Raw genomic sequence first — 24,900 nt, 5'->3', positions numbered from 1 at the left:
CTCCGCGCTCCCCTCCCCTCGGTGACGGCTCCGCGGTCAGTCCCCGGGAACTTCCACGACGTGGACACGGAGAATAGAGGCATCCACAGAGTTATCCACAACTGTGCACGAACGCGGCTCGGCTCGCAGCGGTCCCCCCGTTGCTCCCGAGCACCTGCGGTCCGCGTGGCGGCGGCTCTGCCACGCCTGGTCGGCACGGCCCGCGTCTACCCGCGAAGGCAGCACGCTAACAAGGTGCGGGCCGTGCCACAAGGCGTACCGGCTCACAAGGTTTTAACGCACCTCAGGGGCGGCTTCCCGTGCCTGGGACGACCCCGATTTGGACCGCGCACCCGGGGCTGCGTACCCTCGTACCGTCTCCCGCTTGCGTGGGGTGCTTTTCGCGCGCCTAAGGCTTGTTCGCTGGGGACACCACAGACCTGCTTGGCAGTTAAGCACCGGGAGTCCGACCGTGAGCAAGGGTAAGCGCACCTTCCAGCCCAACAACCGTCGCCGTGCGAAGACGCACGGGTTCCGGCTGCGCATGCGCACCCGTGCCGGCCGCGCCATCCTGGCCGCGCGCCGCGGCAAGGGCCGCAAAGAGCTGTCCGCCTAGATCGCCGTAGCGCCGTGCTACCGGCGGCCAACCGGCTGACCCGCAGCCAGGACTTCGGCCTGGTGGTCCGCCGAGGCCGCCGGGCCGGTCGGTCACGGCTGGTGGTGCACGTCTTGATGCCGTCGGCGACCCCGGACACAGCGGGCGCCGTGGCAGAGACAGGCGACACCAAGGCGACATCTGGTGGCGCCTCGGCGGAACCACGTACCTCGGCAGCGTCCGATGGCGCCTCGGCGGAACCACGTACCTCGGCAGCGTCCGATGGCGCCTCGGCGGAACCACGTACCTCGGCAGCGTCCGATGGCGCCTCGGCGGAACCACGTACCTCGGCGCAGCCCACCTTGGACCAGTCCAAGGTGGGCTTCGTCGTGAGCAAAGCCGTGGGCAACTCCGTCGTCCGCCACCAGGTGAGCCGCCGGCTCCGGCACGTCGTGCGCGAACGGCTCGACCTGCTGCCGCCCGGAACTTCGCTGGTCGTACGCGCGTTGGCACCATCAGCCGAGGCGAGCAGCGCCGAGCTCGGCCGTGACCTCGACGCGGCGCTGCACAAGGTGCTGCGATGAAGACCGTCCAGGTGAGTCCCGTCGTGCGGGCTCTGCTGCTGCCGGTGCGGTTCTACCGGAAGTTCATCTCGCCCGCGCTGCCCCCGACCTGCCGCTTCCACCCGACTTGCAGTGCGTACGCGGTGGAGGCGTTGACCGTCCACGGGGCGCTGCGCGGTTCCTGGCTGACCCTCCGCCGGCTGGGCCGCTGCGGACCCTGGCACCCTGGTGGCCTGGACCCGGTTCCGCCGAGGCGAAACGCGGTCCCCGACCTTCCTGCCGAGGAGTAGCTAGTGCTCAACTTCATCTACTACCCGGTGTCCTTCATCCTGTGGTGTTGGCACTGGGTGTTCGGCCACGTCTTCGGCGAGTCGAGCGGGTTCGCGTGGGCCCTCGCCGTGGTCTTCCTCGTCTTCACTCTGCGCGCGATCCTGTTCAAGCCGTTCGTCGGCCAGGTCCGCTCGATGCGCAAGATGCAGGAGTTCGCGCCGGAGCTGCAGAAGATCAAGAAGAAGTACGCGAACGACAAGCAGCGCCAAGCGCAGGAGATGCAGAAGCTCCAGTCGGAGCACGGCGTCAACCCGCTGGGCGGCTGCCTGCCGATGCTGGTGCAGATCCCGGTGTTCATCGGCCTGTTCCACGTGCTGCGCTCGTTCAGGCCCGGCTGGGGCGAGGTGTACTTCTTCGACGCCAAGGGCGTGGAGTCGTTCGTCAACGCCAAGCTGTTCGGCGCGAACCTGTCGACCTTCATCACGATGCCCGAGAACGAGCTGGCGGCGTTCGCCACCGAGCGCAGCAGCGTGCTGATGGTCTCGATCCCGCTGATGATCGTGGCGTCGATCGGCACGCACTTCACCGCCCGCCACTCGGTGGCCCGGCAGACGCAGGCCGCGGCGGACAACCCGCAGACCGCGATCATGAACAAGCTGACGCTGTACTTGTTCCCGATCGGCGTGCTTGTCGGTGGCCTCTTCTTCCCGATCGCGATCCTGCTGTACTGGCTGAGCAACAACTCGTGGACGCTGGGCCAGCAGTACGTCGTGTACCACCGCATCGACCGCGAGGAAGAGGCGAAGAAGGTCGAGGCGACCACCCAGCGCCAGGCGCTCGCGCCGAAGCCGGGCGTCAAGCCGAAGCCCGGTCAGAAGCCGCAGCCGCGCAAGCCAGCGAGCACCCAGCCCGCCGCTGAGAAGCCGGCGGCGAACGGCATGCAACCGGTCGGCGACGAGTCCACCGGGACCGCGAAGCCGTCCACCGAGATTCCCGGTCTGAGCCCAGACCGATCGCCGAGCAAGAAGCAGGGCAACAAGAAGCGTCGTTGACCCTGGAGAGGAGACATCGTGTCGGAGACGTTGCAGGCGGCCGACGTGGACACCCCCGAGGCCGAGCCGGCCCCACCGGCGCGGTCGGGGAGTTCGGAGGACCTGCTCGTCCAGGAGGGCGACATCGCCGGGGACTACCTCGAGCGGTTGTTGGACCTCCTCGACTACGACGGCGACATCGACCTCGACGTCGAGGCGGGTCGGGCGATCGTGAGCATCGACGGTGGTGACGACCTGGAGAAGCTGGTCGGTACCCGGGGCACGGTCCTGGAGTCGTTGCAGGAGCTGACCCGGCTCGCGGTGCAGCAGGAGACGGGCGTGCGGAGCCGGCTCATGCTGGACATCGCCGGGTGGCGCGCCGGACGGCGGGCCGAACTGGCCGACCTCGGCCGGACGACGGCGGAGAAGGTGGTGGCGACCGGCGAGAAGGTGCGGCTGCACCCGATGACGCCGTTCGAGCGGAAGGTCGTGCACGACGCCGTCGCCTCGGTGGCGGGTGTGCACAGCGAGAGCGAGGGCGAGGAGCCGCAGCGCCGCGTCGTGGTGCTGCCGAAGCCCTGAGTGGTTTCACGTGAAACGGCCCCGGCCCTCCTTGTGGGAGCCGGGGCCGTTGCTCATCTGCGGAACGCCCGACCTTCTTCGTGAACAGCGCCGTTGGCGGCATGTCGTCGACCGCGCACTCCGGCTAACGCAACGGCGCGAAGGTCTACTACTGGGCCAACGACACGGTGCACTGCCTGCGCTCCACGCACGAACGCGTGACGATCTTGGTCTGTGGGCTGTCCGGCAGGCAACGGCTCCGACATGATCGTCCAGATCTGGACGACGGGTGTGCTGTGAGACGCTGACCAGTGAGAGGGCGGGCCGACGGTGCCCGCCCCCCGCTGCGTCCACCCCGACTGTTGCAAGTGATCGGTATCAGTGTGAGTGCACGAGGTACCGCTCGTCGGTGATCTCCCGGCCCCAGAGCGCCGGGTCGGTCAGCGGCCGGACGTCCCCCTCCCCCAGCAGCGCGACGCAGTCGGCGGCGGTGAGCCCGGCACCGGTGTGCCAGCGTCCCTCGACCAGCACCAGACGCCCGCCCGGCTTGAGGAGGGCGCGCCACCGCTCGATCGCGGCGGCCGGGTCGGGCAACGCCCACAACACGTGCCGCGCCAGCACCACGTCGAACGACCCCGGCGGGTACGGCGGGCGCGCGGCATCACCCTGGCGGAACTCCACCCCGTCCACCTTCGCCCGTGCCGCCGCGACCATCCGCTCGGACAGGTCGAGCCCACGCACGTCGTACCCGGCTTCCGCGAGCAACGCGGTGAGGCTGCCGGTCCCGCACCCGAGGTCCACCACGGACGCGGGCGCGGTCGGCAGCACCGGCAGGAGCAGGTCCGCCCAAGCCTGCCGCACGGACGGGTCGGTCAGCCCGTGGTCGGCTTCCTGGTCGAACGTCGCCGCCTGCTCGTCCCAGAACCGCGCCGCCGCGAACGTGCCCAGCCACGCCCGCTGCTCGTCGGTCTCCGGCACGTCCCGCCCGCGAGCCTCCGCGATCGCCTGCCACGCCGCCTCGGGGGACGCGCCGTCCGCCACCAACAGCGCACCGGCCACCAACGACGCCCGGCCGATCCCACCCCGGCAGTGCACCAGCACGTGCCGACCCGCGCGCATCGCCTCGACCACGGCGTCCAACTCCAACGCTGCGACGGGCACCCCGAAGTCCGGGATCGGCAGCCAGTGGAACGCCATCCCCGCGTTCCGTGCCGCCGCCTCCTCCCCCGTCAGGTCGAGCTTCGCCAACTCCATCTCGGTCAGGGCGCAGACGATGACGTCCACGCCCGCCGCGGCCAGATCGGCGACGTGCTGGAGGTCGCGCGGGTGCCCCATGGTGCTCAGCGCTCCTGGTTGGACCGAGTACATCGAAAGTCTTCCCCTCATCGCGTTTCACGTGAAACCGTCGCTGCATGACCGAGATCATCCGGAAGCTCCGCGTCGCCGCCTACGCCGTGATCATCGAGGACGGCCGGCTGCTCCTCTCCCGCTGGTTGGGTCCGGACCGGCCGAGGTGGATCCTGCCCGGCGGCGGAATCGACCACGGTGAGGATCCGTACCACGCGGTGATCCGCGAGGTGTTCGAGGAGACCGGCTACCACGCCGAGGTCGACCGGCTGCTCGGCATCCAGAACGTCCACGGCCCACTGGAGCGCAACGGCGTCCAAGTCGACTACCACCGCCTCCGGATCTTGTACGAGGCACACGTCATCGGCGGTGAACTCACCTTCGAGGTGGACGGCAGCACGGACCAGGCGGCGTGGTTCCCGCTGGACGAAGTCCCGGACCTCGACCACGTCGAGTCGGTCGACTACGCCCTCGAACTCCTCCGCACGGCCCCCGGCGACGGTCGGATCGCCAGTTTCACGTGAAACACGCGAGAACTCGTCCATTGATTTGGCGTGTCGCCGGGGTGATCCGTCATAGTGGGCACCGGCACATCTCCCGGGGCTCACCGCCTCCTGGCGAGACGCCCGACCCCATCGCCCACACCGGCCGTCCTCGGCGTCGTGTGTGGTTTCACGTGAAACGCCCCCGGATGGAGACATGGCCGCAGAGGTGGAAGACCGCGCGAAGAGGGTCTTCGGTGACCACTACGACAAGGCGGTCGCCTTCACGGCACTGCTCACCGAGCACGGCGTCGAGCGCGGGCTCATCGGCCCACGGGAGGTCGACCGGCTCTGGGACCGCCACATCCTGAATTCGGCGGTCGTTGCGGAGTTGCTTCCCGAAGGTTCACGGGTCGTGGACGTAGGCTCGGGCGCGGGCTTGCCGGGCATCCCCCTGGCGATCGCACGACCGGATCTCACCCTGACGCTCCTGGAGCCGATGGCGCGCCGGGTGGCGTGGTTGACCGAGTGCGTCGAAGCACTCGACCTCAAGGTCACCGTGATCCGCGGACGAGCCGAGGAGGGGCCGGTGCTCGACCAACTGTCCGGCAGCGACGTCGTGACAGCTCGCGCGGTCGCCCCGCTGGAGCGGCTGACGCGGTGGTGCCTCCCACTGCTGCGGCCCGGCGGACTTCTCGTCGCCCTCAAGGGAGAGAGCGCCGCGGAAGAACTCGAACGCGACGCCGAGGCGGTGCGCAGGGCCGGCGGTGTCCGTCCGCGCGTGACCACCTGCGGTGGCGATGTCCTCGAACTGCCGACGACGGTCGTGCTCGTGGAGCGCGATGAGCGCGCGAGCCGCCGTGATGGCGCGCGTCGCGGAAGAAAGGATCGGTGAACGTGTACCCCGACCCCCTGCAACCTGTGTTCCAAGCGGCCGGTGTTCCACGTGAAACCGAGCCCGAACGTGCGGTGGGCGCGGGCGAAGTGCTCCGCCCGGCAGGCAACGCAGACTCGACTGACAACGTGGAACCGGCAGGAGACAACACCGTGTGGACCCCCATCGCGGAAGAAGCGGCACGCGCCACCCGCGTCCTGCACCCCGACTCCCTCCAACTCCCCCGTCCGGACCGTCGCCGCGTCATGGTGGTCGCCAACCAGAAGGGCGGCGTCGGCAAGACGACGAGCACGGTGAACCTGGCCGCCGGCCTCGCGATCCACGGGCTGAAGGTCCTCGTCATCGACCTCGACCCGCAGGGCAACGCGAGCACCGCGCTGTCCGTCGACCACCGCTCCGGCACGCCGTCCGTGTACGAGGTGCTGATCGGCGAGATGTCGGTCGCCGAGGCGGCCCAGGTGAGCAACCAGTCCCCCAACCTCTACTGCGTGCCCGCCACGATCGACCTCGCCGGGGCGGAGATCGAACTGGTCTCGATGGTGGCCCGCGAGTCACGGCTGAAGGAGGCGCTGAGCCCGGAGGCGCTGGACCCGATCCAGCCGGACTACGTGTTCATCGACTGCCCGCCGTCGCTCGGCCTGCTGACGGTCAACGCGATGGTCGCCGCGCAGGAGGTGCTGATCCCGATCCAGTGCGAGTACTACGCGCTGGAAGGTCTGGGGCAGCTGCTGCGCAACATCGAACTGGTCCAGGCGCACCTGAACCCGGCGCTGAACGTGTCCACCATCCTGCTCACCATGTACGACGGCCGGACGAAGCTGGCCGACCAGGTGACCAGCGAGGTGCGCGGCCACTTCGGCGACACAGTCCTCAAAACGGTGATCCCGCGCAGCGTGAAGGTCTCCGAGGCACCAGGATTCGGTCAGACGGTACTCACCTACGACCCCGGTTCACGGGGCGCGATGAGCTACCTCGACGCAGCACGGGAGATCGCCGAGTTCGGCGCGAAGATGGGATCGGCATGACGGAACAGCGCAAGGGTGGCCTAGGCCGTGGGCTCGCGGCCCTGATCCCCAGCGGACCTCCTCCGGGGACACCGGCGGCGACACCTCTGCGGGCGGTGCCCAACGGCTCGTCGTCCCCTGCGCTGTCCTCTTCCGAGCCCGACTCCACACCCTCCGGGGAGGTGGCCGGCGCGGTGTACCAGGAGCTGCCGGTCACGTCGATCCGCACCAACCCGAAGCAGCCGCGGCAGGTCTTCGACGAAGAGGCGCTGCGCGAGCTGGAGCACTCGATCCGCGAGTTCGGCCTCATGCAGCCGATCGTGGTGCGGGCGACCGGGTCGGACACCTACGAGCTCGTCATGGGCGAGCGGCGGTGGCGGGCGACCCAGCTGGCCGGTCTGAAGACGATCCCGGCGATCGTCCGGCAGACCGCCGACGACGTGATGCTGCGCGACGCTCTGCTGGAGAACATCCACCGCGTCCAGCTCAACCCGTTGGAGGAGGCGTCCGCCTACCAGCAGCTGCTGGAGGAGTTCGGCGTGACGCACGAGGAGCTGGCCGACCGGATCGGCCGCAGCCGCCCGGTGGTCACCAACACCATCCGGCTGCTGAAGCTCCCCCTCCCCGTGCAGCGGCGGGTCGCGGCGGGCGTGCTGTCCGCCGGTCACGCCCGCGCGTTGCTCGGCATCGAGAACCCCGGCACGCAGGAGGAGTTGGCGGCCCGGATCGTCGCGGAGGGCATGTCGGTCCGCGCGACGGAGGAAGCGGTGACGCTCGCCAAGGGCGCCGAGCCCGCCAAGGCGAAGCAGGTCCGGCGCAAGCAGATCCAGGCGCCCGGTCTGCAGGACTTGGCGGAGCGGCTGTCGGACAACTTCGACACCCGGGTGAAGGTCGAGTTGGGGCAGCGGAAGGGCCGGATCGTGGTCGAGTTCGGGTCCGTGGACGACCTCGAACGCATCATTCAGCTCATGTCACCCGAAGCAGCGCAGCGAACGAGGCCTCCGGAGTAGGTTACCGCGAGCAACGAAAAAAACCGGACAAAACGGATACGTTTGGCCCGCAAGGGATCACCCCAGGGCCTTATGTCACGGTGACGATGACGGCCCGCGTCCATGCGGACACGGGCCGTCACCATTAAGTGAGATGGTCTAACGCTCGACAGCGCGCTCCACGAGCCGCGCGTAGATCTCGCCGAGCGACTCCCCCGCCGCCTCGACCGCCATCGGCAGCAACGAGGTCTCGGTCAAACCGGGCGACACGTTCACTTCGAGGAAGTGCACCGTGCCGTCCGCCGCCACGATCGCGTCCGTCCGCGACACGTCGCGCAGACCCAACAGCCGGTGCGCCGACACCGCCAGCTCGCCGACCGCCTGCGCCGTCTTCTCGTCCAACCGCGCCGGTGCGTGGAAGTCCGTGAGGCCGGCGGTGTAGCGGGCGGTGTAGTCGTAGACGCCGTTCTCCGGCACGATCTCCACCGGCGGCAGGGCGTACGGCCCGTCCGGACCGTCCACCACCGCGACGGCCACCTCGACGCCCTCGACGTACCGCTCGGCCAGCACGGTGTTCCCGTACGCCAGGCAGCCGACCATCGCGGCCGGCAGGTCGGCCGCGTCACGCACCACCTGGGCGCCCAGCGCAGAGCCGCCCTGGTCCGGCTTGAGCATCAACGGCAACCCGAGCCGTTCCACCATCGCGTCCAGCACCGGCTGCGCGCCCAGCTCCCGGAACGTCGCGTGCGGCAGCACGGCCCACTCCGGCGTCGCCAGGCCCGCACGGGCCAGCTCGCCCTTGGCGGTCGGCTTGTCCCACGCCCGGCGGCACGCCCGCGAGTCCGTGCCGACGAACGGCACGCCCGCCAGCTCCAGGATCGTCTGCACCGACCCGTTCTCACCCTCGCCGCCGTGCAGCGCCACCACCACGGCGTCCGGCCGGTGCTCCTTGAGCCGGGTGAGCAGGTTGCGGTCGGCGTCCCACTCCTCCACGACCAAACCGGCCGAGCGGAGGGCGGCGGACAGCCGGCGACCGGATCGCAACGACACCTCCCGCTCGTGCGAAAGGCCCCCGGACAGGACTGCGACCCAGCGGTTGGACAACTCTCTACTCCTGATCACGCGGTGTCGGGCGATGGGCTGTGCGGACCGGAGACCGCGCGGCCGACCGTGGGACCGAACGTCTCGTGCAGCTCGATCTCGTCCTTGATGACGTTCGCGAGCCGCCGCACACCCTCGCGGATGCGGTCGGGCGTCGGGTAGCAGTACGAGATGCGGAGCTGGCGGCTGCCGAGCCCGTCGGCGTAGAACCCGGTGCCGGACGCGTACGCGACGCGCTGGGTGATGGCGCGAGGCAGCATCGCCTTCGTGTCGATGCCCTCCGGGACGGTGACCCACACGTAGAACCCGCCGTTCGGCTTGTTCCACGTGGAACCAACCGGCATGTGCTGCTCCAGCGACGAGATCGCGGCGTCCCGCCGTTCCCGGTAGGCCTCGCGGTAGGTCTTGATCTGGCCCTTCCAGTCGTGCGTCGACAGGTAGCGCGACACGATCAGCTGGTTGAGCGTCGGCGGGCACAGCGTGGCGGACTCGGCGGCCAGCACCAGCTTCTCCCGCACGGCGTGCGGCGCGAGCACCCAGCCGACCCGCAGGCCGGCCGCGAACGTCTTGGAGAACGACCCGAGGTAGACCACGTTGTCCGGGTCGCTCGCCCGCAGCGCGGGGTACGTGGTGCCGTCGAAGCCGAGCAGCCCGTACGGGTTGTCCTCGACCACGAGGATGCCGTGCGTGCGGCAGATGTCCAGCACCTCGGCCCGGCGCTGGACGGCGAGCGTCACGCCGGCCGGGTTGTGGAAGTTCGGGATGGTGTAGAGGAACTTGATCCGCCGGCCCGCCCGTTCGACGGACGCGATGGCCTCCCGCAACGCCTCAGGCATCAGGCCGTCCGCGTCCATGCCGACGTGCACGACCTGCGCCTGGTAGGCGGCGAACGACCCGAGCGCGCCCACGTACGACGGACCCTCGGCCAGCACCACGTCACCGGGGTCGCAGAAGATGCGGGTGACCATGTCGAGGCCCATCTGGGAGCCGACCGTCACCACGACGTCGTCCGGGTGGGCCTTGATGCCCTCCAGCGCCATCACTTCGCAGATCTGCTCGCGCAGCTCGGGGACGCCGTGAGCGCTGCCGTACTGGAGGGCGACCAGGCCCTCCGTGGCGATCACGTCCGCCACTTCCGCGCTGAGGGAGTCGAGCGGCAGTGCTGCCAGGTGCGGCATCCCACCCGCCAGGGACACCACCTCCGGCCTGCTCGCCACCGCGAAGAGTGCCCGGATCTCGGATGCCGTCATGCCCGCCGTCCGCGCCGCGTACCGGCGCAGGTGGGGATCGAGGCTTCTGGCTCCCTGCTTGGGGGGCTGTCCGGGTAGGTTCACGGGAAACTCCGTAGGTGGCTGTTACCGGCGGGTTTGTTCCCGCCCGAGTGTAACGGCCGTCCCGTTCGGGGCATCTGCCTTCCGGGCGGGGGTCACATCCCCCTATCCTCGTGGGGGGATGTATCCGGGGGCTTGGAGGTCGGGGTGTCGCGTCGTGTTGTGGGCGTCACCTTGGACAACTTGGAACACCTGTCCAAACATGCGCGGACGTGCGTGTTCTGGGAGCTCGCGCCGCACCTGAAGGAGCAGGCCGAGGAGTTCGGGGACACCGAGTTCGAGAAGGAGGCCTGGGTCTCCAGCGTGCTGCTGGAGTGGGGCTCCTGCGGCCGGATCATCTACGTCGACGGGATACCCGCCGGTTCCGCCTTCTACGCGCCGCCGGCGGCCGTGCCCCGGTCGTTGGCGTTCCCCACCTCACCGGCCAGCGCCGACGCGGTGCTGATGACGGGCGTGGAGGTGCTGCCGGAGTTCCGCGGCGGCGGTCTCGGCCGGGTGCTGGCGCAGACGGTGGCGAAGGACCTGACCCGTCGTGGCGTGAAGGCGATCGAGGCGTTCGGCGACAACCGGCCGGACGAAGGCGCCCAGTGCTGCGTCACGCCCGCCGACTTCCTGTTGCAGGTGGGCTTCAAGACGGTCCGCCCCCACCCCCGGTGGCCGCGGTTGCGGCTCGAGCTGCGCAGCGCGTCCTCGTGGAAGGAAGACGTGGAAGCGGCGCTGGAGCAGCTGCTCAACTCGGTGACCGTGTCGACGGCGGAGCCGAGCTTCCGACCTGCCTGACCTCCCGCTCTGACCTGCGCGGTCGTGGAAGCCGACCGGCACTGGTGGACGAGGCCGAGCGCGGGCGGCGGCGGGCTGGGTGGCGGCTACCGGGCATCCCGTGGAAGGCGCCCGTGGTCTGAGCGGCCCAGCCGGTCAGGAGCGGCCCGGAAGCGGCCCCGCAAACGGCTCAGAAGCGGTCGACGTCGCAGTTCTCCAGCGTGCCGCCCTGGATGAGTTCGAGCGCCTGCTCGCTGACCACGAGCTGCCCCTGGTCGGTGACGCCGATGTCGTCCACCCCGGCCTGACCGGTCACCTCGAACCAGTGGAAGGTCGGCAGCTCCTTGCCCTCCAGCAGCTCCTGCGCCTCTTCGGAGAGGGTCACCGTGGCCCGGCGGATCCGGAACGCGTCAAGACCGCTGTCGACCAGCACGTCGGCCAGGTCGTCGGTGACGAGGTACACGGGGAACGCTTCGACGAGGTCGTCGCCGGACCAGTCGCTGATCTCGTAGTGCACCGATTCGATGCGCGGCGGGTGTGCCGCGGCGTCGATGACGGTCCCCTCGCCCAACGAACCGGCGACCTCGGGATCGAGGCGGTAGAACTCCATCGTGCTCCTCACCGGCGGTGCCGGCCAATAAGATCGACTCGTGGACGTGGGGGTGGAGATCCAGCGCGAAGTACTCGCGATCATCGAGGGATCGCGGGACTTCGAGAAGATTCGCACACTGCTCGACGGGTGGCAGGCCCAGGGCGTGCCGGCGGAACACCTGGTGGACGAGTTGACCGACCTGGTGCTCGACCTGCGCGCCCAGAACCGCGCGGATGACGAGGACGCGGTGCTGGACGTGCTGGACGTGCTCGCGGACTGGTAGCCGGCGCATTCCAGAGCGGACCGCTCGCGATCCTCGCGAGTCAGTCCTGCCAAGTGAGGAACGCGCGCCACGTGCTCTCGGGGAAGGCCAGGGTGGGGCCGGTGGCGTTCTTCGAGTCCCGCACGGCCACGCCGGGCTCGGTGTGGGCCACCTCGACGCAGTCGGTCTGACCCCCGCCGCTGTAGCTGCTCTTACGCCAGGTCAGCGCCTTCGCCATCGCGGTCCTCTCGGAGGTCGTAGAAATCCGCCCAGTGGGCGAACATCGACCTTGATTGTTCCGCATCCAGCGCAAGCGCCGCGAGGGCGACGCGCGGCTCATCCGCGCTTCGACCAGCGGGGCCGGCTCCACCGGGTCCTCCACGCCGTGGAGCTTGATCATCGCTTCGGCGTACGCCCTGGTCTGCAACAAGCTCGGGATCACCATGGGCTCGTACTTGTGCATGGTCAGGGCGGCGCGCTCGTGGATGATCAAGCTCAACAGGTTGTCGGAGAGCTTCCCGTCGTGGGACCTCAGGAAGTTGCCCGGATCCCGTTCACCGGCCAGGAAGCGGACACGTTCCCTAGTCGCTTTGTCGACATTCAGCTGCCCGAGGAGAGAGCCGAGGTCCAGGTCGTCGACGCCGCGCTCGCCGTGCTCCAACCGGCTGAGCTTGCTCGGCGACCAGCCCAACGACCTGGACGCGTGCTCGGCTCGTGCCTCGGTCCGGATCCTCGCCCGCCGAAGCTCCTCGCCCAACTCCCTGCTGCGCACGGTGGTCAGCCGCAACGGCGTCGATCGCAGTCCCATAGCGGCCGAAGCCAGCGCCCCACGAGGGCGTAAGCGCTGCTCAGACCGGTAATCCACCTCAAGGGACCACGTCGGCCGCGAACGTGATTGGTGGTCAAGTCAGCGGATCTTGCCGGTGGCCACCTCGTGCCGCAGCAGGTCGTCCAGCGTGAACGTGCCCGTCGGCTGGTCGTCCTTGCCCAACAGGTACAGCCGCTTCACCGCGACCAGGATGCCCTCGGCCACCACGTCCCGGAACGACGGGTTCGCCAGCCGCTGCCGGTCGCCCTCGTTGGTCAGGTAGCCGACCTCGACCCGGACCGCCGTGCAGCGGGTCATCCGGAGCATGTCCCACGTCTTCGGGTGCGTGCGGCAGTCGAGCATCCCGGTCCGCGCCACGATCTCCCGCTGGATGAACCCGGCCAGCGCCTCACCGACCGTGGACGACGTGCCGTTGCCCGTCCCGAAGTGGAACGTCGACACCCCCGAAGCCAACGGCGACGCGTTGCGGTCGGCGTGCAGCGACAGGATCAGGTCGGCGCCCGCCTCGTTCGCGAACCGCGCCCGCTCACCCTCGTCCGGGTTGTTGTTCGGCCCACGCGTGAGCAGGGCCTCCATCCCGGTGGCGGCCATCTTGCCCTCGAGCAGCCTGCCCAGGTCGAGCATGACGTCGGCCTCGGACACGCCCTCGACCTCGATACCGCGGTCGTCGCCGCCGTGACCGGGGTCGATGATGATGCGCTTGCCCGACAGCCTCGGCCCGGCCCGCCGAACCCGCTCCTGCTCGCGCAGGAACACCGGCCGGCCGCCGCGCACCTTGGGCTGCAGCTGGCGCAGCGCACGCACCGTGTCGGGACCGCACATGCCGTCCACGATCAGGCCGTAGTCGCGCTGGAAGCTCCGCAGCGCCAGTTCGGTCTGGTGACCGAACTCACCGTTGGCCCGTCCGGCGTCGTAACCCAGCTCCAGCAGGCGTTCCTGCAGGGTGGACACGTCGTCGCCGGTCACCGGCTGTGCCATCAGGAACGCCAACGGCCGGTCGCCGAGGCGGTAGGTCGCGTCGCGCAGCGCGCGGTAGGTGGCCGGGCCGACGACACCGTCGGTGATCAGACCCCGCTGCTGCTGGAACGCACGCACAGCGTGCTCGACCGGTAGGTCGAACACCTGTGACGGCTGCGGATCGGACAGCAGACCGAGCTTCGTCAGCGTTGCCCTGACCTCGGCGACGTCCGGACCGAAATCCCCGCGGCGGAGTAGCGGCATGCACCCCTCGCTCACTAAGGCGCCGACATCCGTCGACGCGAACTTGACGCCCTATTGTGCCTTGCTCGCGCCGATGCCACGGACGGGGCTACTGCGAGTGGTCGACCGTCCACAAACGAGTGACCCGTCCGCCTTCCGGGAAGACGAACGGGTCACTCGGACGGGCGTGCTCACAGGACGTCGGAGAGCTCTTTCAGGAGCATGGCCTTCGGCTTGGCGCCCATGATCTGCTTCACCGGGACACCGCCCTGGAACAAGATCATGGTCGGCACCGACATGATCTGGTAGTCCCTCGCGATCGACGGGTTCGCGTCGATGTCGAGCTTCGCGACGGTGATCTTGTCGGCGTGCTCGGCGGCGATCTCCTCAAGGACCGGGGCGACCATCTTGCACGGGCCGCACCAGGTTGCCCAGAAGTCGACCAGAACCGGCTTGTCGCTGGTCAGGACATCTTCGGTGAACGTCTTGGCGGACGTGACCACGGTGGACCCTGCCATGTTGTTTCTCCCTCGGGAAAGAAGTGGTTCAGCTGCCGGAGACGTGGTTCAGCTGCTGGAGACGGCCTCGCTGTAGCCGCCGCCGACGTGCTCGGCGGTGACCGCGGCCTCCGTGGTCCCGTGTTCGGCGAGCCAGCGCTCCGCGTCGATCGCGGCGGCGCAGCCCGACCCGGCGGCGGTGATCGCCTGGCGGTACGTGTGGTCGACGAGGTCGCCCGCGGCGAACACGCCGTCCACGTTCGTGTGAGTCGTCCGGCCGACGACCTGGACGTAGCCCTCGCCGTCCACCTCGACCTGGCCCTTGACCAGCTCGCTGCGCGGGTCGTGGCCGATGGCGACGAAGAAACCGGTGAACGCGTGCTCGGTGACCTCACCGGTCTGCGTGTCGCGGGTCTTCACCCCGGACACCGAACCGCTGCCCAGCACCTCGGTCACCTCGGCGTTCAGCAGCCACTTGATCTTCTCGTTGCTCCGCGCGCGCTCCAGCATGATCTTGGAGGCGCGGAAGTCCTCGCGGCGGTGGATGATCGTGACGGTCCGGGCGAACTTGGTCAGGAACGTCGCCTCCTCCATCGCCGAGTCGCCGCCGCCGATCACCGCGATGTCCTGGTCGCGGAAGAAGAAGCCGTCGCACGTGGCGCAGGACGACACACCGCGGCCGAGCAGCTCCTGCTCACCGGGGACGTGCAGGTAGCGGGCCGCCGCACCCATGGCCAGGACGACCGCGCGGGCGGCGTAGCGCTGACCGTTGGCGGTGACGTACTTGACCGGGCCGTCCAGCTCCAGCGCGTCGACGTCCTCGGAGCGCAGCTCGGCGCCGAAGCGCTTGGCCTGCTCCCGCATCTGCTCCATGAGGTCGGGGCCCATGATGCCGTCGCGGAAACCGGGGTAGTTCTCGACTTCGGTCGTGGTCATCAGCGCGCCGCCGTACTGCGAGCCCTCGAACACCAGCGGTTCGAGCTGGGCCCTCGCGGCGTAGACCGCCGCGGTGTACCCGGCGGGCCCCGATCCCACGACGATCAGGTTCCGAACGTCCGACACCCTCGACCTCCGTTAGTCGCTTGCGGGCCGGGATCAATCCCGGCCCGGCACTTCGCACAACGGATCGTAGGGCGCGGTAATTCCGCGCCCCGGGGTGAGTTGGGCTACGGGGTCGGCTACGGGTTGATGACGCTGTTCGCCAGCACGCCGTCGGGGTTGTCCGGGCCGCACGTGCGCGGGTCGACCACCACGATCCGGTACGCGCCGGGAGAGCCCCCGGGCAGGATCGCCATCACGGCCGGCTTGTCGTCCAGCGAGATGGGGCTGACCCCGAGCGGCTTGCCCGCCGTGACGTTGGCGCCGCGCAGGCAGCCGGCGAGCTGCTCCTGGTTCTCCAGGGGGCCGTAGTTCTGGGCCTTGAGCACGTCGCCGACCACCGGGCCGAAGTTCTGGCCGCGCACCGCGGGCATCCGGTCGTCGGGCGTCGCGCTGCCCGCGACCGGGGTCGACGTCGGGTTCTCCTGGGCCACGCCACCGTCACCCGCGGTCGTGTTCTGCGGGATCGCGACCACTGCGACACCGATGGCGACCGCGGCCGTGGCGAGGAAGCCCGCGCCCCAGCCGAGCCGCTTGTTGCGGCGGGCCTTGGCGGCGGCGAAGTCGATCACCGGGGCGGTCGGGCGCGCCTCTTCGGCGAGCGCCGCGTCGATCCGTTCGGCCACGTGGCGCGGCATGGGGATCGGCGGCAGGTCGTGCAGGTCTTCGAGCGTCGCGTCGAGGGCGGCCAGGATCTCCCGCGCCTCGGGGTCGTTCTCGACCAGTGGCCGGAGCTCGGCCTCGGTCCGCGGGTCCAGAGCCCCCGCGTGCAGATCAGCCAGCAGGTCGACGGACCACGGCGGCCCTGAACGCCGCGCATTGCCGGTCATCGTTCCTCCAACTGACGTCCCTGTTGCACCTGCACATCGTTCATTGGGACGTTCGCATCTGCACTCCGGTTCCGGAGGTGACCCAGAACTTTGGCCAGCTTGGCCCTCCCGCGCGCGCAGCGCGACTTGACCGTGCCTTCCGCGATACCCAGCAGCTGCGCCGTTTCGGCGACGGAATAACCCTCCACGTCGACCAGCACGATCGGCGCTCGCTGCTCCTCCGGGAGCTCCAGGAGGGCGGCCTGCACGACCAGCCGGGTCTCCCGTTCGGCCATCGCGTCCCTGGGTGCGACCGGTTCACCAGGGCCTGCCTCGGGCAGGGGCACCGTGGGTCTGGTCTGCCGCCTGCGCATCCGGTCGAGGCAGGCGTTCACGACTATTCGGTGCAGCCAGGTGGTGACCTGGGACTCGGCGCGGAAGCTCCCCGCCGCCCGGAAGGCCGAGATGAACGCCTCTTGCAGGGCGTCCGCGGCCTCTTCGGGATCGCGCAGCGTGCGCAGCGCGACCGCCCACAAGCGATCCCGATGTCTGCGCACGAGCTCGGAGAAGGCGTGTGGGTCACCCGCGGCGTGTGCCGCGATGAGGTCTGCGTCCGAGCTGGCTGCGGCGGTCACGCCGGGAGCCTATCGGGCTGGGGCAACCCCGCTCCGATCACCTGTACAGGTGAAGGCCGTCACCCACAGCGCTCCCCCGCCACGACACCGCGTCACCGCGTCCCGGGTTCGCCGGGCAGACGGTAGCGGCGGGGGTGGTCGCGCTCACTGGGCGCGGGTGTAGACGAGTTCCGCTATTTCGGACTTGTTGTTCTTGCCGCTGCCCGAGAGCTTCGTGATCCACACCAGCACGTGCTGGGTCGGGTCGTGGTCGTTGAGCTGGATCTGGGTCTGCCCCGCCGACAGCGTCGCGGTGGCGATGACCTTCGTCTCGGTCAGCGGCGCGTCCGCCGCCCCGGCGACCCGGATCTCCACCATCGTGTCCGCACTGGGCGACGTGATCGTCACCGACGCGAGCTTCACCGGCTCGGCGAACCCGGCCATCAGCCCGATCCCCGGCTTCAACGCCGGGAACGGCTGGAAGTAGTTCTCCGTCTGCCACACCGTGGTCGGGTTGCTGTCCACCGCGCGGTTCGCCCGGTTGGCGTTGTCCGGCTGGTTCGTCACGTCGTACACGCCCACCGACGCGGGCTGCACGGGACCGGCCGGCTGGGGCGCGGGCGCGGCGGGCTGGCCGCTCTGCCCCGGCGCCTCGGACTGGCCGATCACCACCGTGGGTCCGCCGCCGCGGGACGGCTCGTCGCTGAAGAAGCTCACGATCTGCACGCCCAGCCAGACGATCACGGACAGCGTCGCCACCGTCAGCACCGCCACGCTGATCATCAGCTTCCGCTTGCGGCCCTGGTCCCGCACCGGCCGCTGCGTCGTCCACACCGCGCCGTCGTCCGGCACGTCGTCCTGGACCGGCTGGATCAGCGACGTCTGCGCCTCGGACTGGGCGATCTGGTCCAGCACCTGCAGGATCGCCGCGCTCGTCCGGATGCCGCCGACGCTGGTGTCCTCCAGGCTCCGCACCGCGACCGACGACAACTCGTGCGGCACGTACGGGTACAGCGCGCTCGGCGCGACCACCGAGCCGTCCGGCCCCGTCGGCGCGACCGGCACGCCGTCCGGGCCTTCGGGCAACGCCCACTTCCCGGTCAGCAACAGGTACAGGATCGCGCCGAGGCCCTTGACGTCGTCCCGCGCGATCGCGTCCGGCCGGGGGCCGGGGAACGCGAGCCGCAGCCTGCCGTCGGACGTCACGCGGATCCGGTGCGGGTGGTCCGCACCGAGCACGAGGCCGGCGTGGTGCGCGCCCTCGATCGCCGCGCCCAACGGCTCCAGCAGCCGGGTCGCCGCTCCCGCCGGCAACGGCCCCTCGGCGATCAGGTCCATCAGGTCGGTGCCCCGGGTCCACTCGGCCACGATCACGCCGAGGATGCCCTCCTCGGGCTTGATCCCGGCGCCGGGCGTCAGCACGTCGATCACCCGGGCCACGCCCGGGTGCGTGAAGCTGGCCGCGTGCATGGCGCGTTCCGCGGTCCGCTTGGCCCGCGCCGCTGCGGCGTGGTCGGCCGCGTTGCCCACCAGGACGGTCAGCGCCACGTCCCGGTTGAGCTGCCCGTCCCGCGCCCGCCACAGGTGCGCGTCGCACCTGCGGTCCACACCGGACCGCGCCAGCAACCGGTACCGGCCGTCGCCGATCACCCCGCCGGGCACCAGCGAGGTGTTCTGGATCGGACCGCTGCTCACGGGGCTGAGAGTACGTGAACGGAGCGTGCCAGAGGTGTCATCGCCGCCCCACCAAACGACTGATCTTGGCGACCGCCGGCTTCACCTCGGGCACTCGGAACAGGGCCAGCAGCAGGAAGCTCAGCGGCAGCCCGACGACCGCCTGGATCACGATTTCCACCCACGCGCCCACGAAGCGGGACTCGATTCCCAAGAAGCGGACGGCGAGCCACGCCAGCCCGGTCGCCGCGCCGAACGCGATCGCGGACGCCACGACGGTGAGGCAGATCGTCCACGCCGTGTAGCCGGTGCGCAGCCGGCCGAGCCGGACCCGCAGCCACACCTGACCCACCACCGCGCCGACCACGAAGCTGAGCGACATCGCGATCGACACGCCGACCGCGAGCTTCCCCGGCGGCGAGAACGCCAGGAACCCGTACAGCAGCGCGATCCGCACCACCACGATGATCGCCTGGATGAGCGTGGGCGTCCGGGCGTCCTTCATCGCGTAGAACACCCGCAGCTGGAGCAGCGTCATCGCATACGGCACCAGCCCGAACGCGGACAGGGCCAGCGCCGTGCCGATCGCCTCGCCACCGGGCCCCGCCTCGCCGAACGAGAACACGGCCAGGCCGATCGAGACCCCGGAAACCGTCAGCAGCGCGCTGAACGGCATCAGCAGGATCGCCGACATCCGGTTGCCGAACGACAGGTCGCCGACCAGCGCGTCGTTGTCGTGCGCCGCCGCCGCGCGGCTCATCTTCGGCATCAGCGCCGTCAGCAGCGACACGCCGAGCACCCCGTAGGGCACCTGCGCGACCAGCCACTGCATGTTGTACGCCGTGATCGCGCCGTCGTCGTGGGTCGCGACCCTGGTCAGCACCATCATGCTGACGAAACCGAGCGCCACGTACAGCAGCACCCAGAACGCCAGGCCGCCGAACTCCGACAGCCGCCGGTCCCAGCCCCACCGCCAGCGGAGCTTGAACCCGGTCCGCCGCAACGCGGGCAGCAGCACGGCGGCCTGCACGCCGACGCCCAGCATCGTGCCGAGGCCGAGGACCAGCAGCTTCGGCTCACCCATCCGCACCGGGTCGAGCGAGATCTCCCCCGGCATCAGCCAGTACACGCCGAGCGTCACGATCACCACGAGGTTGTTCAGCACCGGCGCCCACGTGGGCAGGCCGAACACGTGCCGGGTGTTCAGGATCGCGCCGAGCAGCGCCGACAGCCCGTAGAACACGATGCCCGGCAGGACGAGGTACGCGAACGCGGTGACCAGCTCGGGGTTGGCCTTCGACGAGCCGATGAACATCGCCGTCAACAGCGGCGCGCACGCGACGGCGATGACCGTGCCGATGCCCAGCACCACCGCCGACATGGTGATCATCCACTGGGCGTACGACTCGCCGCCGTCCTCGTCCTCCTTCTCGGCGCGCACCAGCAGCGGGATCGCCACGCTGGTCAGCACGCCGCCGAGGAGCAGTTCGTTGATCATCGTCGGCAGCGTGGAGGCGACGTTGTAGGAGTCGCTCAGCACGTTGATGCCGAGGATCGTGATCAGCAGCAGCTTGGACAGCAGCCCGGAGGCCCGGCTGACGATGGTGGCGATGGCCATGGAGCCGCTGGCGCGCGCCAGCGACGGACCTTGCTGCTGCTGTTCCTGGGCCACCGTGCTCGTTCCGCTCAACTCGTGCTCGACCTCTCCGGCGGTGTGATGACCCCGCTCGCGTCGTCCGGCACCTGCGCGGCGGCGGCCTTCGCGGCCCGCACCCGCCGGTAGATGCGCCGGGCCGACAGCAGCACCAGCGCGGCACCGGCCAGGCAGGTGATGACGATGGTGATGGTCCCGTACGCGGAGGACGACACCTCCAGCCGGGCCCGTCCGCCCAGCTCCACACCACTCGGCGTGACCAGTCGGACGTGCACCGGGAACCGCCCGGACCGCTGCACCTCGACCGGGATCCGCACCAGGCGGTCACCCCGCGCGGGCAGCTCGATGTTCGTCGACTCCTTGGCCACGATCCCCGGCGTGTCCTCGATCACGATCCGCACGGTGACCCGCACGTCCAGCCGGTTCTTGATCGACAGCGGGATGGGGCTGTCGCCGGAGCCGAGCAGGATCGGGCTGTTCGGCTCGGTCACCGAGACCTGGCTCTGCAACGCGTCGATCCGCTCACGGCCTCGCGCCAGCGCGGCGCGCGCCCCGCTCTCGTCACCGCGCCACGCGCCGGACGCGGCACGCAGCAGGTCCAGCCGCAGCGGGCCGACCAGGTCGCCCGGGTTCGCGGACGCCGCGTCCTCCTGCCGCATCGCGTCGGAGAGCTGCTGGACCCGCTGCCACGACTGGCCGATCGCCGCGGTCACCGCGGGCGGCACCTCGCGCGCGCCCGACTCGACCGGGTAGCTCAACGTCGCCCGCTGCTCGGGCGTGGTCTCCAGCAGCGACCCGAGCGCCGCCGGCGCGGCGAACCCGCCTTCGACCAGCGAACTCGTCGTCTGGAGCAGCGTGCGCAGCTCACCGGTGGGCGCGTTCCAGCGGCGCGGCGGCGCGATGACCACGTTCTGGCCGGTGTCCTGGAACCCGGCCCGGAAGGTCAGCGCGGCCAGCGCGTTCTGCACCGACACCGGCCGGGTCTCGCTCGGCGTGGTCACGCCCGCGACCGGCCGGGTCGTCGCCGCGCCGCGCAGCGCGTCGGACACCATCCCGTCGACGCGCACCGCCGTGACCGGTCGATCGGCCGCGGCGTCGAGGCGGACCGGCCCGGTGCCGGGCGTGCCGGCGACGGCCGACTGGTCGACCACCAGGGACGTGACGCCCTGCGCGGTGAGGGCGGCCAGCGTCTGCTGGTCGAGGACGCCGTCCTCGGGCCAGGTCAGGCCCTGGGTCGGCTGCACGCCGAGGATCTGGCGGACCACCTCGGCGCCGTCCAGCGCGAGGTCGGTCAGCTCGGTCAGCTCGGCCCGGGACAGCGCGACCAGGTCGGCGTCCGCGTCGGGCAACGCGATCACGCAGCGGCCGGCGACCAGGAGGCGCAGCTGGGCCAGCCACAGCTCGGCCTCGCCCGCGCCCTTGCCCGCGCCGAGCCCGCGCACCTCGTAGCCCTCGCTCATCGCGGCGACCGTGCGGAGCAGGTCGGGTTCGACGGCCAGGCAGACACCGGGGGCCAGCGGGCCGGTCAGCGCCGACTCGTAGGCCTTGAGCAGGCCGTACAACCGGCCGCCCATGGCGACCGAGCCGGCCAGCTCGTCGTCGGTGAGCACCGTCGGGATGGTGGAGACGAGCCGCGGCCGGTCGGCCAGCGGCCACAGCAGGGTGATCTTGGCCGGGTTCGCGGGCGCGCTCGGCCCCGTGCCGCCCGGCATCGCGAGCACCGGCAGGAGGGTGCTCAGCGCGGCCAGCCGGGCCCGGCCGCCGAAGTCCGGCACGCCGTTGATGTTGGCCAGGATCGGGTAGATGCCCGGCTGGGTGATCCGCAGCGCGGTCGGGTCCGCGCCGCCGCGCAGCGGGACGGTGAGCGTGAACGGCTTCGACTCGTTGCGCTCCAGGCGGTCCGCGATCCGGGTGAAGCGCGGCTGCACGACCTCCGCGTCGGTCGGCTCGCGCAGCGCCTTGCGGACGTCGTCCTCGCTGGTCATCGGGTCGCCGCGCTCCAGGCGCAGCTCGATGTCCTTGATCGCCCGGTCGCTGACGTTGACCACCTGGCCGGCGATCGTGATCGTGTCGGGGCCGGCCGCGGTGACCACCCGGGGCGCCATCTCCTCGACGTCCAGGCGCAGCCACACCTGCGACTGCTGGCCCGGTTGGCCGGACAGCGCCCTGGTCGCCCACACCTGGGTCGCGGGCGCCGGTCGGACGGGCAACCGCTCACCGTCGTAGGGCGCGGCGGCGGCCGGCGATCCCGTCGTGACGACCAGGACCCCCGCCGCCGCCAGTGCGGCCAGCAGCCGTTTCACGCCGATTCCGCCCCGTCCGTCTGGTACTCGCAGAGCAGTTCGGCGGCTCGGCGCACCAGTCGACGCTCGTCCGCGTAGGCGAGCCGGTCGTCCAGTTCGCCAAGGGGCACCCACGCCACCTCGGTGACCTCCACGTCGTCATCGGAAAGCTCGCCGCCCAGCGCTTCCAGCAGGAAGTGGTGGACGGTCTTGTGCACCCGTCGGTCCTCGGCCACGAACCAGTAGTCGATCGAGCCGAGCGGTCGCAGCACCCTGCTATGAATACCGGTCTCCTCGGCGACCTCGCGCACCGCGGTCTCTTCCGCGGTCTCACCAGCTTCTATGTGCCCCTTGGGCAGCGACCACAACAACCGGCCGCGTCGGTCCAGCCGCCCGATCACCGCGGCGACGTGCTGCTCGAAGTCCAGCACCAATCCGCCCGCGGACGTCTCGTCGACCGTCTTCAGCCGCCTCCCTCGGCGCCTGTTCCGGCGCCTCGGCTTGGGACCGCCGGAGCGACCGGGCGACTGGGGCATGCCCTGATGGTAGTAGCGACCTGCCATTACGGGACGTGACAACCCTGTAGCGAACTGTGATCAACCTGCTCGGGTGGGCGCGCCTGTGGACAACTCGGTCAGGTGGCCCGCGGCCGACCAGTAGGCTGGCTCTTCGTGTCCGGACCCCTCACCTCCACCGCCGCTGGGCAGGACAATGCCGTGGTGGAACTGCTGAGCGCCATCCCCGTCGCCGAAGACCTGGCCGCCCGCTTCACCGCGGCGGGTCACCGCCTCTACCTGGTGGGCGGCAGCGTGCGGGACGCGATGCTCGGCCGGCTCTCCGGCGACCTCGACTTCACCACCGACGCCCGCCCGCCGCAGATCCTGGCGCTGGTCAAGGGCTGGGCGGACGCGATCTGGGACACCGGCATCGCGTTCGGCACGGTCGGCGCGACCAAGAACGGGCAGACCGTCGAGATCACCACGTTCCGCGCCGACGCCTACGACGGCGTGACCCGCAACCCCGAGGTGACCTTCGGCGACACCATCGAGGGTGACCTGGTCCGGCGTGACTTCACCGTCAACGCGATGGCGTACGACGTGGTCAACCGGCAGCTGATCGACCCGACGGACGGGCGCGCGGCGCTGAGGGCCAAGGTCCTGGACACGCCCGCGACCCCGCAGGAGTCGTTCTCCGACGACCCGCTGCGGATGCTGCGCGCGGCCCGGTTCGTGTCCCAGCTCGGCTTCACCGTGGCGCCGCGCGTCCTCGACGCCATGGCGTCCATGTCCGGCGAGCTGACCCGCATCACCGCCGAACGGGTGCAGGTCGAGCTGTCCAAGCTGCTCACCGGCGCGCACCCGAGGACGGGCGTCGAGCTGATGGTGGAGGCGAAGCTCGCCGACGTCGTGCTGCCCGAGCTGCCCGCGATGAAGCTGGAGATCGACGAGCACCACCAGCACAAGGACGTGTTCCACCACTCGCTGGTCGTGCTGGACCAGGCCATCGACCTGGAGGACGGACCGGAGCCCGACCTGGTGCTGCGGCTGGCCGCGCTGCTGCACGACATCGGCAAGCCGGACACCCGGCGGTTCGAGGAGGGCGGCGGGGTGTCGTTCCACCACCACGAGGTGGTCGGGGCGAAGATGGTCCGCAAGCGTTTGCGCGCCCTCAAGTACTCGAAGGAGATCGTCGAGGACGTCGCCGACCTCGTGTACCTCCACCTGCGGTTCCACGGTTACGGCAGCGGCGAGTGGACCGACTCGGCGGTGCGCCGGTACGTCACCGACGCCGGTCACCTGCTCACCCGGCTGCACAAGCTCGTGCGGGCCGACTGCACCACCCGGAACAAGCGGAAGGCCAACGCGCTCCAGCGCACGTACGACGACCTGGAGCGGCGGATCGAGCGGATCGCCGCCGAGGAGGACCTGAAGCGGGTCCGGCCCGACCTCGACGGCAACGAGATCATGCGGCTGCTCGGCCTGCCGCCGGGCCCGGTGGTCGGCAAGGCGTGGAAGTTCCTCAAGGAGCTGCGCCTGGACCGTGGTCCGCTGGACCACGACGAGGCGGTCGCCGAGCTGCTGGCGTGGGCGCGTTCGGAGGGCGTCGAGCCGCCCGGGGCTGACACCAACTGACCAATCTCGCGCTTACGGCTTGGCCAGTGACAGCCTGTTGCGGGACCATGACTGTGTGCGTCACACGCGCACTGGGGGTGGTGTCGTATGAATGCTTGGGGACTGTCCGAGGGGGGCACCCGGGCACAGGGGCTGGACGCGTTGACCGACCGGCAGCGCGCGGTGCTGCGCTGCCTGGCCCGGGGGCTCGCCGACCACGAGATAGCGAGGGTGCTGGCGCTGAGCCAGCACCAGGTGGGGGCGGTGGTGTCGGAGATCCTGCGGGCGCTGAACCTGCGCGACCGGATGGCCGCGGTGGTCTACGCCCACGAGACCGGGATCATCCGCCTGCCGCTACCGCGGTGAACGGC

General features: G+C 70.4%; 27 protein-coding genes. 13 read left to right on the top strand and 14 right to left on the bottom strand.

The features are described from left to right. Positions 1–451 precede the first annotated feature (451 nt). The 5 genes from rpmH to ACRAKI_RS36360 are packed head-to-tail and all read left to right on the top strand — an operon-like array spanning position 452 to position 3,020. Positions 452–595, top strand: a complete 144-nt coding sequence (gene rpmH, locus ACRAKI_RS36380; RefSeq protein WP_081915316.1) for a 50S ribosomal protein L34 — start codon at positions 452–454, stop codon at positions 593–595. A gap of 14 nt (positions 596–609) precedes the next feature. Then, positions 610–1,158 (top strand): ribonuclease P protein component, encoded by a 549-nt coding sequence (gene rnpA, locus ACRAKI_RS36375; RefSeq protein WP_447004987.1) that lies wholly within the window; start codon positions 610–612, stop codon positions 1,156–1,158. Next, the gene (yidD, locus tag ACRAKI_RS36370; RefSeq protein WP_447004986.1) at positions 1,155–1,427 is read left to right on the top strand and encodes a membrane protein insertion efficiency factor YidD; all 273 of its coding nucleotides are present in this window, start codon (positions 1,155–1,157) and stop codon (positions 1,425–1,427) included. The genes rnpA and yidD overlap by 4 nt, the downstream gene beginning before the upstream one ends. 3 nt (positions 1,428–1,430) lie before the next feature. After that, positions 1,431–2,459, top strand: coding sequence for a membrane protein insertase YidC (yidC, locus tag ACRAKI_RS36365; RefSeq protein WP_447004985.1), 1,029 nt, complete (start codon positions 1,431–1,433; stop codon positions 2,457–2,459). An 18-nt stretch (positions 2,460–2,477) separates the two neighbouring features. Next, positions 2,478–3,020 carry a Jag family protein gene (locus tag ACRAKI_RS36360; RefSeq protein ID WP_447004984.1) on the top strand — a complete coding sequence of 181 codons (543 nt, stop codon included), beginning with the start codon at positions 2,478–2,480 and terminating at the stop codon, positions 3,018–3,020. Positions 3,021–3,377: 357 nt separating this feature from the next. On the opposite strand, the gene ACRAKI_RS36355 is transcribed toward ACRAKI_RS36360, so the two are convergent. Continuing rightward, positions 3,378–4,385, bottom strand: a complete 1,008-nt coding sequence (locus ACRAKI_RS36355) for a methyltransferase domain-containing protein (protein ID WP_447004983.1) — start codon at positions 4,383–4,385, stop codon at positions 3,378–3,380. 26 nt (positions 4,386–4,411) lie between these two features. On the opposite strand from ACRAKI_RS36355, the gene ACRAKI_RS36350 reads away from it, so the two are divergent. From ACRAKI_RS36350 to ACRAKI_RS36335, 4 genes are all read left to right on the top strand, one after another. Beyond that, positions 4,412–4,870 carry an NUDIX hydrolase gene (locus tag ACRAKI_RS36350; protein ID WP_447004982.1) on the top strand — a complete coding sequence of 153 codons (459 nt, stop codon included), beginning with the start codon at positions 4,412–4,414 and terminating at the stop codon, positions 4,868–4,870. Between the two features lie 175 nt (positions 4,871–5,045). Then, the gene (gene rsmG / locus ACRAKI_RS36345) at positions 5,046–5,723 is read left to right on the top strand and encodes a 16S rRNA (guanine(527)-N(7))-methyltransferase RsmG (RefSeq protein WP_447004981.1); all 678 of its coding nucleotides are present in this window, start codon (positions 5,046–5,048) and stop codon (positions 5,721–5,723) included. Positions 5,724–5,851: 128 nt separating this feature from the next. Then, positions 5,852–6,748: a ParA family protein gene (locus ACRAKI_RS36340; protein WP_447004980.1), complete on the top strand. Its 897-nt coding sequence runs from the start codon at positions 5,852–5,854 to the stop codon at positions 6,746–6,748. After that, positions 6,745–7,737, top strand: coding sequence for a ParB/RepB/Spo0J family partition protein (locus ACRAKI_RS36335; protein ID WP_447004979.1), 993 nt, complete (start codon positions 6,745–6,747; stop codon positions 7,735–7,737). The genes ACRAKI_RS36340 and ACRAKI_RS36335 overlap by 4 nt, the downstream gene beginning before the upstream one ends. A gap of 138 nt (positions 7,738–7,875) precedes the next feature. Here ACRAKI_RS36335 and ACRAKI_RS36330 read toward each other — a convergent pair whose 3' ends face one another. Both ACRAKI_RS36330 and ACRAKI_RS36325 read right to left on the bottom strand, forming a co-directional pair. Next, the gene (locus ACRAKI_RS36330; RefSeq protein ID WP_447004978.1) at positions 7,876–8,820 is read right to left on the bottom strand and encodes a D-alanine--D-alanine ligase family protein; all 945 of its coding nucleotides are present in this window, start codon (positions 8,818–8,820) and stop codon (positions 7,876–7,878) included. Between the two features lie 14 nt (positions 8,821–8,834). Continuing rightward, positions 8,835–10,151: an aminotransferase-like domain-containing protein gene (locus ACRAKI_RS36325; protein WP_447004977.1), complete on the bottom strand. Its 1,317-nt coding sequence runs from the start codon at positions 10,149–10,151 to the stop codon at positions 8,835–8,837. Positions 10,152–10,295: 144 nt separating this feature from the next. Between ACRAKI_RS36325 and ACRAKI_RS36320 the strand changes: the two genes are divergently transcribed. Further along, positions 10,296–10,928 (top strand): GNAT family N-acetyltransferase, encoded by a 633-nt coding sequence (locus tag ACRAKI_RS36320; protein ID WP_447004976.1) that lies wholly within the window; start codon positions 10,296–10,298, stop codon positions 10,926–10,928. Between the two features lie 169 nt (positions 10,929–11,097). Here the strand turns inward: ACRAKI_RS36320 and ACRAKI_RS36315 are convergent, their stop codons facing one another. Continuing rightward, positions 11,098–11,517 (bottom strand): hypothetical protein, encoded by a 420-nt coding sequence (locus ACRAKI_RS36315; RefSeq protein ID WP_447004975.1) that lies wholly within the window; start codon positions 11,515–11,517, stop codon positions 11,098–11,100. 40 nt (positions 11,518–11,557) lie between these two features. On the opposite strand from ACRAKI_RS36315, the gene ACRAKI_RS36310 reads away from it, so the two are divergent. Further along, entirely contained in the window at positions 11,558–11,782 is a 225-nt protein-coding gene (locus ACRAKI_RS36310; protein ID WP_447004974.1) for a hypothetical protein, read from the top strand. A gap of 40 nt (positions 11,783–11,822) precedes the next feature. Here the strand turns inward: ACRAKI_RS36310 and ACRAKI_RS36305 are convergent, their stop codons facing one another. The 10 genes from ACRAKI_RS36305 to ACRAKI_RS36260 form a co-directional block, all read right to left on the bottom strand. After that, on the bottom strand, positions 11,823–12,569 hold the full coding sequence (locus ACRAKI_RS36305; protein WP_447004973.1) for a Scr1 family TA system antitoxin-like transcriptional regulator: 747 nt from the start codon (positions 12,567–12,569) through the stop codon (positions 11,823–11,825). A gap of 99 nt (positions 12,570–12,668) precedes the next feature. Continuing rightward, the gene (locus tag ACRAKI_RS36300; RefSeq protein WP_447004972.1) at positions 12,669–13,811 is read right to left on the bottom strand and encodes an N-acetylmuramoyl-L-alanine amidase; all 1,143 of its coding nucleotides are present in this window, start codon (positions 13,809–13,811) and stop codon (positions 12,669–12,671) included. Between the two features lie 170 nt (positions 13,812–13,981). Beyond that, entirely contained in the window at positions 13,982–14,308 is a 327-nt protein-coding gene (gene trxA / locus ACRAKI_RS36295) for a thioredoxin (RefSeq protein ID WP_447004971.1), read from the bottom strand. A gap of 48 nt (positions 14,309–14,356) precedes the next feature. Beyond that, positions 14,357–15,349 carry a thioredoxin-disulfide reductase gene (gene trxB / locus ACRAKI_RS36290; RefSeq protein WP_447004970.1) on the bottom strand — a complete coding sequence of 331 codons (993 nt, stop codon included), beginning with the start codon at positions 15,347–15,349 and terminating at the stop codon, positions 14,357–14,359. Between the two features lie 116 nt (positions 15,350–15,465). Further along, positions 15,466–16,215: a hypothetical protein gene (locus ACRAKI_RS36285; RefSeq protein WP_447004969.1), complete on the bottom strand. Its 750-nt coding sequence runs from the start codon at positions 16,213–16,215 to the stop codon at positions 15,466–15,468. After that, complete coding sequence (sigM, locus tag ACRAKI_RS36280; protein ID WP_447004968.1) at positions 16,212–16,829, bottom strand: RNA polymerase sigma factor SigM; 618 nt, start codon at positions 16,827–16,829, stop codon at positions 16,212–16,214. Before sigM ends, ACRAKI_RS36285 begins: the two co-directional genes overlap by 4 nt. Positions 16,830–16,973: 144 nt before the next feature. Beyond that, entirely contained in the window at positions 16,974–18,503 is a 1,530-nt protein-coding gene (locus ACRAKI_RS36275; RefSeq protein ID WP_447004967.1) for a protein kinase family protein, read from the bottom strand. Between the two features lie 37 nt (positions 18,504–18,540). After that, entirely contained in the window at positions 18,541–20,172 is a 1,632-nt protein-coding gene (murJ, locus tag ACRAKI_RS36270) for a murein biosynthesis integral membrane protein MurJ (RefSeq protein ID WP_447004966.1), read from the bottom strand. Then, positions 20,169–22,439: a DUF6049 family protein gene (locus ACRAKI_RS36265; RefSeq protein ID WP_447004965.1), complete on the bottom strand. Its 2,271-nt coding sequence runs from the start codon at positions 22,437–22,439 to the stop codon at positions 20,169–20,171. Before ACRAKI_RS36265 ends, murJ begins: the two co-directional genes overlap by 4 nt. Next, positions 22,436–22,954 (bottom strand): NUDIX hydrolase, encoded by a 519-nt coding sequence (locus ACRAKI_RS36260; protein WP_447004964.1) that lies wholly within the window; start codon positions 22,952–22,954, stop codon positions 22,436–22,438. The genes ACRAKI_RS36265 and ACRAKI_RS36260 overlap by 4 nt, the downstream gene beginning before the upstream one ends. A 135-nt stretch (positions 22,955–23,089) precedes the next feature. Here ACRAKI_RS36260 and ACRAKI_RS36255 point away from each other — a divergent pair, with 135 nt between their 5' ends. Then, the gene (locus ACRAKI_RS36255) at positions 23,090–24,550 is read left to right on the top strand and encodes a CCA tRNA nucleotidyltransferase (RefSeq protein ID WP_447004963.1); all 1,461 of its coding nucleotides are present in this window, start codon (positions 23,090–23,092) and stop codon (positions 24,548–24,550) included. Positions 24,551–24,637: 87 nt separating this feature from the next. Beyond that, positions 24,638–24,895, top strand: a complete 258-nt coding sequence (locus ACRAKI_RS36250) for a response regulator transcription factor (RefSeq protein WP_081915319.1) — start codon at positions 24,638–24,640, stop codon at positions 24,893–24,895. The last annotated feature ends 5 nt before the right edge of the window (positions 24,896–24,900 follow it).

It is taken from the genome of Saccharothrix isguenensis, assembly GCF_052936305.1.
This window is presented reverse-complemented; position numbering and strand designations above follow the sequence as displayed.

Coding starts and splice junctions, on each gene's coding strand:
- yidD (WP_447004986.1), top strand. CDS start 1,155: ATGAAGACCGTCCAGGTGAGTCCCGTCGTGCGGGCTCTGCTGCTGCCG.
- ACRAKI_RS36335 (WP_447004979.1), top strand. CDS start 6,745: ATGACGGAACAGCGCAAGGGTGGCCTAGGCCGTGGGCTCGCGGCCCTG.
- ACRAKI_RS36260 (WP_447004964.1), bottom strand. CDS start 22,954: ATGCCCCAGTCGCCCGGTCGCTCCGGCGGTCCCAAGCCGAGGCGCCGG.
- trxA (WP_447004971.1), bottom strand. CDS start 14,308: ATGGCAGGGTCCACCGTGGTCACGTCCGCCAAGACGTTCACCGAAGAT.
- ACRAKI_RS36355 (WP_447004983.1), bottom strand. CDS start 4,385: ATGAGGGGAAGACTTTCGATGTACTCGGTCCAACCAGGAGCGCTGAGC.
- ACRAKI_RS36305 (WP_447004973.1), bottom strand. CDS start 12,569: ATGGGACTGCGATCGACGCCGTTGCGGCTGACCACCGTGCGCAGCAGG.
- ACRAKI_RS36285 (WP_447004969.1), bottom strand. CDS start 16,215: ATGACCGGCAATGCGCGGCGTTCAGGGCCGCCGTGGTCCGTCGACCTG.
- ACRAKI_RS36250 (WP_081915319.1), top strand. CDS start 24,638: ATGAATGCTTGGGGACTGTCCGAGGGGGGCACCCGGGCACAGGGGCTG.
- ACRAKI_RS36350 (WP_447004982.1), top strand. CDS start 4,412: ATGACCGAGATCATCCGGAAGCTCCGCGTCGCCGCCTACGCCGTGATC.
- ACRAKI_RS36315 (WP_447004975.1), bottom strand. CDS start 11,517: ATGGAGTTCTACCGCCTCGATCCCGAGGTCGCCGGTTCGTTGGGCGAG.
- rsmG (WP_447004981.1), top strand. CDS start 5,046: ATGGCCGCAGAGGTGGAAGACCGCGCGAAGAGGGTCTTCGGTGACCAC.
- ACRAKI_RS36300 (WP_447004972.1), bottom strand. CDS start 13,811: ATGCCGCTACTCCGCCGCGGGGATTTCGGTCCGGACGTCGCCGAGGTC.